Annotated in this window: 5 protein-coding genes; all 5 read left to right on the forward strand. The window is 73.1% G+C overall.

Annotation, left to right across the window (positions count from 1 at the left end):
- The first annotated feature begins 25 nt into the window (after positions 1-25).
- On the forward strand, positions 26-1696 hold the full coding sequence (locus JFN87_RS11700) for an APC family permease (RefSeq protein WP_245179239.1): 1671 nt from the start codon (positions 26-28) through the stop codon (positions 1694-1696).
- Between the two features lie 144 nt (positions 1697-1840).
- Entirely contained in the window at positions 1841-2659 is an 819-nt protein-coding gene (locus tag JFN87_RS11705) for a response regulator transcription factor (RefSeq protein WP_282961587.1), read from the forward strand.
- A complete protein-coding gene (locus JFN87_RS11710; RefSeq protein WP_209339925.1) occupies positions 2656-4239 on the forward strand; it encodes a HAMP domain-containing sensor histidine kinase in 1584 nt (527 codons plus the stop codon). Before JFN87_RS11705 ends, JFN87_RS11710 begins: the two co-directional genes overlap by 4 nt.
- Positions 4240-4295: 56 nt before the next feature.
- On the forward strand, positions 4296-5669 hold the full coding sequence (locus JFN87_RS11715; RefSeq protein ID WP_209339926.1) for a bifunctional glycosyltransferase family 2/GtrA family protein: 1374 nt from the start codon (positions 4296-4298) through the stop codon (positions 5667-5669).
- The coding region (locus JFN87_RS11720; protein ID WP_209339927.1) for a glycosyltransferase family 39 protein at positions 5666-7362 on the forward strand (1697 nt) is incomplete at its 3' end. The genes JFN87_RS11715 and JFN87_RS11720, both read left to right, overlap by 4 nt.

Genomic DNA, 7362 nt, shown 5'->3' on the forward strand with positions numbered 1-7362 from the left:
GGCATGGATTCGAAGGACAGATGCAATGACCACGATTGAAAATCCCCCGGGGGGGAGTGCGGAACAACCGCGCCTCCGCCGGGACATGGGGCGCGTCAGCCTGCTGTTCGCCGGTGTCGGATCGATCATCGGTTCCGGCTGGCTCTTCGGCGCGTTGAACGCCGCGAAACTCGCGGGACCGTCGTCCGTCTTCTCTTGGGCGATCGCCGCCGTGATGATCATTCTCATCGGGCTCTGCTTCGCGGAGTTGGGCACGATGTTCCCGGTGTCGGGCGGTGTGGTGCGCTTCCCGCACCTGTCGTTCGGCTCGTTCGCCAGCTTCACCATGGGCTGGATCACCTGGATCGCCGCCGCCACCGTGGCACCGATCGAGGTGGAGGGAGCGCTCCAATACGGCACGAAGTGGGCGCACTTCACTGACGCCCACGCGGATTCCGGGACGCACACGCTCACCGGCCTCGGCTACGGGGTCGCCGTCGTCGCCATGGCGTTCTTCGTCGCGCTGAACTACTTCGGTATCCGGTGGTTCGCGCGGGTGAACAATGTCCTGGTGTGGTGGAAGCTCGTGGTGATCGTCGCGGTGATCGTGGCGTTCTTCGTCACCGCGTTCCACGGGCACAACTTCAGCGCCAAGGAGTACGGCGGGTTCGCGCCGGGCGGTGCGAAGGGCATCTTCACCGCCATCTCGACGGCGGGCATCACGTTCTCGTTCCTCGGCTTCCGCCAGGGTGTGGAACTCGCGGGCGAGACGGACAACCCGAAGCGGAACGTGCCGTTCGCCATCATCGGGTCCGTGGCGCTGACCGCTGTCATCTACGTGCTGCTCGAGCTGGCCTTCATCGGCGCCGTGCCGGGGCACGACCTGAGCTCGTCGCACGGCTGGCTCAGCCTGTCGTTCACCAACGACTTCGGTCCGCTCGCCGCCATCTCCAGTGCGATCGGCCTGGGTTGGCTGGCCTACGTACTGTACGTGGACGCCGTCATCTCCCCGGCCGACACCGGTCTCATCTACACGACGGTCACCGGCCGCATCTCGTACGCGATGGCGCGCAACAAGAACGCGCCGGAGGGGCTCGCCAAGACCACCCGTCGTGGCGCCCCGCTCGTCAGCCTCATCGTCACGTTCGTCGTGGGCCTGATCGTGTTCCTGCCGTTCCCGAGCTGGCAGCAACTGGTCGGGTTCATCACGTCCGCGACGGTGCTCTCGTTCGGCTCAGGACCGATCGTGCTGGCGGCGATGCGCCGTCAGATCCCGGACCAGCCGCGGCCGTTCAAGGTGCCCGGTGGCGACATCATCCCGTTCCTGGCGCTGTACTCGGCCAACCTGATCGTGTACTGGGCCGGCTGGAACACCAACTGGAAGCTGTTCGTCACGATCTGCATCGGCTTCGTCTTCCTGGCCGCCTTCCAGATCTTCGACAAGGGGCGCGCCCCGAAGCTGGACTGGAAGGCCGGCGTGACGTGGGTGGTTCCGTGGCTGGTGGGTCTGGCCATCATCAGCTGGGTGGGCGACTACGACGGCGGCCTGGGCTACATCGGCCTCGGCTGGGGCTTCGTGGTCAACCTGGCGCTCGCCGCGATCGTCTACTTCCTGGCGCTGCGGGTGCCGCTGCCGCAGGCGCGCGTCCTCCAGCACATCGAGGAGGCCCGCGAGGAGGCCCGTGTGGAGGCCGAGGAGCTGGGCGCGGCCCACTGATCGGCGGGTAACACCGACACGCCTGTGCGCGGCGCCCTCCGGGGCGCCGCGCACAGGCGTCTGCGTACCCGCCCACCTGCGAATCTCAGGCTCCTCACAGGGTGGGCCAAGCAATCTCTCACGCCGTGCCGCCACGGTGGCACCATGACGACCACCTCCCCCCAGGACCGGCACCGGCTGCTGCGGCCCGACGGCTCCCCCGTGCGCGTACTCGTCGTGGACGACGAGGCGTCGATCACCGAGCTGCTCTCCATGGCGCTGCGCTACGAGGGCTGGGACGTGCGCACCGCCGCCGACACGGCGTCGGCCGTGCGCACCGCACGCGAGTTCCGGCCCGACGCGGTCGTGCTCGACGTGATGCTGCCGGACGAGGACGGCCTCGCGGCGCTCGACCGGATCAGGGACCACCTGCCCGAGGTGCCCGTCCTGTTCCTCACGGCGCGCGACGCCGTCGAGGACCGCATCGCCGGGCTCAGCGCGGGCGGCGACGACTACGTCACGAAGCCGTTCAGCCTGGAGGAGCTCGTGGTGCGGGTGCGCGGGCTGCTGCGCAGGTCGGGGGCGGTGGCAGGGCGTGAGGAGCGGCTGCTCGTCGTCGGTGGCCTGGTGCTCGACGAGGACAGTCACGAGGTACGCAGGGACGGGGACGCAGTCGAGCTCACCGCCACGGAGTTCGAGCTGCTGCGCTACCTGATGCGCAACCCGCGCCGCGTGCTGTCCAAGGCGCAGATCCTCGACCGCGTGTGGTCGTACGACTTCGGCGGCAAGGCCAATGTCGTCGAGCTGTACATCTCCTACCTGCGCAGGAAGATCGACGCGGGCCGCGCGCCGATGATCCACACACGGCGCGGCGCGGGCTACGTGCTCAAGGCGGCCGACGCGGCCGTGTCCGAGGCCGGGCCTGGGGACGGGCCTGGGGACGGGCCTGGGCCCGAGGCCGGCGGGCGCGCGGGTACGCCGTGAAGCGGCGCCCGCGGCCCGCCCGCCGCCGGCTCGGCCGGGGGTCGCTGCGCACCCGCCTCGTGGTGTCGGCGGTGGCGCTGATCGCCGTGGTGGCCGCCGTGATCGGCGCGGTGACGACCATCGCGTTCCGCTCGTACCTGTACGACCAGCTGGACGCGCAGGTGCTCGCGGTGGCCACACGCGCCTCGGGACCGCCACCGCACGCCGTCCAGGGCGCGGGGGGCCTGCCGCCCGGCGCGCCGGCGGTCAGGGACCCGCTGCTGGCCGTGACCGGCGGCGGTGCCCCCGTCGGCACGGTGGGCGCCGAGGTGTCGGCCGACGGCTCGCTCGGCCGTGCGGTGCGCAGCACCGAGCACGGCGGCGCGAACCGGTTCGGGCAGGTCACCGAGGCGACGTTGAACGCGGCGCAGACCTCGGCGCTCGCCACCGTGGCGCGTGACGGCTCACCGCACACCGTGGCGCTGCCGGGCCTCGGCGACTACCGCGTGCGGCACACCGACGGCGCCAACGGCGACTTCCTCGTCGGGCTGCCGCTGGCGGAGCTGCACGACAGCCTCGACACCCTCGTCCTGGTGGAGGTCTGCGTCACCGCGGCGGGACTCGTGGCCGCGGGCCTGACGGGCAACGCCCTCATCGGCGTGGCGCTGCGGCCGCTGCGCAGGGTCGCGGGCACGGCCAGGCGGGTGTCGGAACTCCCCCTGCACAGCGGCGAGGTGTCGCTGCTCGAGCGCGTGCCGGACGCGCAGGCCGATCCGGGCACCGAGGTGGGTCAGGTCGGCGCCGCGCTCAACAGGATGCTGGGGCACGTCGGTTCGGCGCTCGCCGCGCGCCAGGAGAGCGAGACGCGGGTGCGGCGGTTCGTCGCCGACGCCGGCCACGAACTGCGCACGCCGCTCGCGTCGATCCGCGGCTACGCCGAACTCACGCGGCGCGGCCGGGAGGAGACGGGGCCCGACACCCGGCACGCGCTGCGCAGGATCGATTCGGAGGCGACGCGCATGGCGGGACTCGTCGACGACCTGCTGCTGCTGGCACGCCTCGACCAGGGCAGGCCGCTGGAGAGCACGGACGTCGACCTCGTACCGCTGGTGGTGGACGCCGTCGGGGACGCGCGCGCCGCGGGCCCCGGGCACCGCTGGGCGCTCGAACTGCCGTCGCCCGACGAGGGCGCCGCCGGCTCGACGACGGTGCCCGGCGACGCGTCCCGGCTGCACCAGGTGCTGGTGAACCTGTTCGCCAACGCCCGCACGCACACGCCGCGCGGGACGACCGTCGTCGCGCGGGTGTCGCCGGGCGCGGCGCCGGGCGCGCCGGTGCGCGTCGAGATCGAGGACGACGGCCCCGGCATACCGGCCGAGTTGCTGCCGCGCGTCTTCGAGCGCTTCGCGCGCGGTGACGCGTCCAGGTCGCGCGCCGCCGGGTCCACGGGGCTCGGTCTCGCGATCGTACGGGCCGTGGTCACCACGCACGGCGGCACCGTGGGGGTCGCCAGCAGGCCGGGGCGTACGGTCTTCACGCTGACCCTGCCCGGAGCCGGCACGGAGACGACGGCCGCGCGTGCGCCGTTTCCGCGCTCATAGCCCCACCACAGCCTCAGCACACTGCCGGGACAGCGCGCCCCGCGAGCGTATGGGCCATGCGCACCGAAACCCCAGGGGACGCGCTTCCCGCACGCGAGCACCTGCCGGCGAGAGCCGCGGGCGCTCCCGTGCTCGATGTGACGATCCCCGTGTACAACGAGGAGCAGGACCTCGCGCCCTGCGTCCGCAGGCTCCACGACCACCTGACACGCACGTTCCCCTACGCCTTCCGCATCACCATCGCCGACAACGCGTCCACGGACGCCACCCCGGCGGTGGCGGCCGGCCTGGACGCCGGCCTTCCCGAAGTGAGGTCCCTGCGCCTGGAGGAGAAGGGCCGGGGCCGCGCCCTGCGCGCCGTGTGGTCCCGCTCGGACGCGCCGGTGCTCGCCTACATGGACGTCGACCTGTCCACGGACCTCAACGCGCTCCTGCCGCTGGTCGCGCCGCTCATATCGGGCCACTCGGACCTGGCCATCGGCTCCCGGCTCGCCCGCTCGTCGCGGGTCGTGCGCGGCCCGAAGCGGGAGTTCGTCTCGCGGGCGTACAACGTGATCCTCAAGTCGTCCCTGTCCGCGCGGTTCAGTGACGCGCAGTGCGGGTTCAAGGCGGTCAGGCGGGACGTCGCGGAGCGGCTGCTGCCGATGGTCGAGGACACCGGCTGGTTCTTCGACACCGAGATGCTCGTGCTGGCGGAGCGCGCGGGGCTGCGCATCCACGAGGTGCCCGTCGACTGGGTCGACGATCCCGACAGCCGGGTGCACATCGTCCGCACGGCCGCGGAGGACCTCAAGGGGGTCTGGCGGCTCGGCAGGGCGCTCGCCGTGGGCGCCCTGCCGCTCGACCGGCTGGCCCGGCCCTTCGGCGACGACCCGCGCGACCGCGGCCCCGCGGAGGTACCGCGCGGTCTGGTCAGGCAGGTGGCCGGGTTCTGCGTGGTGGGCGTCGTCTCCACGCTCTTCTACCTGCTGCTGTACTCCCTCTTCAGGCCGGGCCTCGGCGCCCAGGGCGCCAACGCGGCGGCGCTGCTGGTGTCCGCCGTCGCCAACACGGCTGCCAACCGCAGGCTCACCTTCGGCGTGCGGGGCAGGCGGCGCGCGGTGCGCCACCAGTTGCAGGGGCTCGTGGTGTTCGCGGTCGGGCTCGCCCTGACGAGCGGATCGCTCGCGGCGCTCGACACGGCGACCGGCTCGGCCTCGCACACGACGGAGCTCGCGGTCCTGATCGCCGCGAACCTCGCCGCGACGGTGCTGCGGTTCCTGCTTCTGCGGGCCTGGGTCTTCCCCGAGCGCCGGATCCCCGCCCCGGCGGCCGCGCCCCTCACCGCGCCCGATTCCCGCACCGATCCCCCCACCGATCGCGCCGATCCCGGCGATCCCGGCGATCCCACCGACATGACCGGCATGAACGACGAACGGACCACTCGATGACCACGACCTCACAGGCGGCCGTGACCGGCGGCGCGGGCGCCACGGCGCACGGCCGCCCCGGCGGCCCGGCCGCGGCGCTCACCCGGCTGTGGCGGGGCCGCGCGGCCGACGCGCCCTGGGTGCGGCCCGCGCTCCTCGCGCTGCTGCTCCTGACCGCGGTGCTGGAGCTGTGGAACCTCGGCGCCTCCGGCTACGCCAACTCCTTCTACTCGGCGGCCGCCCAGGCGGGCAGCAGCAGCTGGAAGGCGTTCCTGTTCGGCTCGTCGGACGCCGGCAACTCCATCACCGTCGACAAGCCGCCCGCCGCGCTGTGGCCGATGGCGCTGTCCGTGCGGCTGTTCGGCCTCGGGTCGTGGCAGATCCTGGTCCCGCAGGCGCTGATGGGCGTGGGGACGGTGGCGGTGCTCTACGCGGCGGTGCGGCGCAGGTTCGACGCCGTCGCGGGGCTGCTGGCCGGTGCGGCGCTCGCGCTGACGCCCGTCGCGTCGATGATGTTCCGCTTCAACAACCCGGACGCGCTGCTCGCCCTGCTGATGACCTCGACGGTGTACTGCGTGCTCCGCGCGCTTGAGGGCGCGCGGACCAAGTGGCTCGTGTGGGCCGGGGTGCTGCTCGGCCTCGGCTTCCTCACCAAGACGCTCCAGGCGTTCCTGATCGTGCCGCCGCTGACACTGGTGTACGCCGTGTGCGCCCCGGGCCGGACGGCGAGGCGGGTCGGGCAGCTGCTGGCGGCGGGCGCCGCCATGGTGGTCGCGGGCGGCTGGTGGGTGGCGCTCGTCCAGCTGTGGCCCGCGGCGTCACGCCCGTACATCGGCGGTTCGCAGGACAACTCGTTCCTCGAACTGACCTTCGGCTACAACGGGTTCGGCCGGATCACCGGTGACGAGACCGGAAGCGTCGGCGGCCTGGGCGGCGACGCTCCCGGTGGTGGCGGTGGGCCCGGCGGTGGTGCGGGGTTCGGCGGCGGTGGCACGGTCGGCATCGGCCGGGTCTTCGGCGACGCGCTCGGCGGCCAGGTGTCCTGGCTGGTGCCCGCGGCACTGCTGCTGCTCGTGGCGGGCCTCCTGATGACACGCCGGGCTCCGCGCACCGACACCGTACGGTCCGCCTTCCTCGTCTGGGGCGGCTCGCTGCTCGCGACGGCGGCGGTCTTCAGCTTCATGGCGGGGATCTTCCACCAGTACTACACGGTGGCGCTCGCGCCCTACATCGCCGCGCTCGTGGGCATGGGCGCGTCGCTGCTGTGGCGTGAGCGCGGCCGGCCCTTCGCCGCCGCGGCGCTGTGCGTGGTGGTGCTGGCGACGGCGGTCTGGTCGTACGTGCTGCTCGGCCGCACGCCCGGCTACCTGCCCTGGCTGCGCTGGGTCGTCCTGGCGTGCGGTGTGCTGACGGCGGCCTGCACACCGCTGTCGCGTCGCTCACGCGGCGGCGTCGCGGTGGCCGCTCTCGCCGTGGTGGCGGCGCTCGCGGGCCCGTTCGCCTACACGATGACGACGGTGACGACCCCGCACACCGGCTCGATCATCGCCGCGGGCCCTTCCTCGGCGGGCGGCATGCCCGGCTTCGGCGGTGGGATGCCGCGCGGCGGGCAGGCCGGTGGTGAGCGTCCCACGGCAGCGGGCGGTCCCGGTGGCGGACGGTTCCCCGGCGGCGCGGGTGCGGCGGGCACGGCGGGCGGAAAGGGCGCCGCGGG

The sequence above is a fragment of the Streptomyces montanisoli genome (genome assembly GCF_017813245.1).
Taxonomy (GTDB): domain Bacteria; phylum Actinomycetota; class Actinomycetes; order Streptomycetales; family Streptomycetaceae; genus Streptomyces; species Streptomyces montanisoli.

What these genes read in the sequence shown, in the direction of transcription:
- JFN87_RS11700 (WP_245179239.1), top strand. Translation starts at nt 26, where the DNA reads ATGACCACGATTGAAAATCCCCCGGGGGGGAGTGCGGAACAACCGCGC.
- JFN87_RS11705 (WP_282961587.1), top strand. Translation starts at nt 1,841, where the DNA reads ATGACGACCACCTCCCCCCAGGACCGGCACCGGCTGCTGCGGCCCGAC.
- JFN87_RS11715 (WP_209339926.1), top strand. Translation starts at nt 4,296, where the DNA reads ATGCGCACCGAAACCCCAGGGGACGCGCTTCCCGCACGCGAGCACCTG.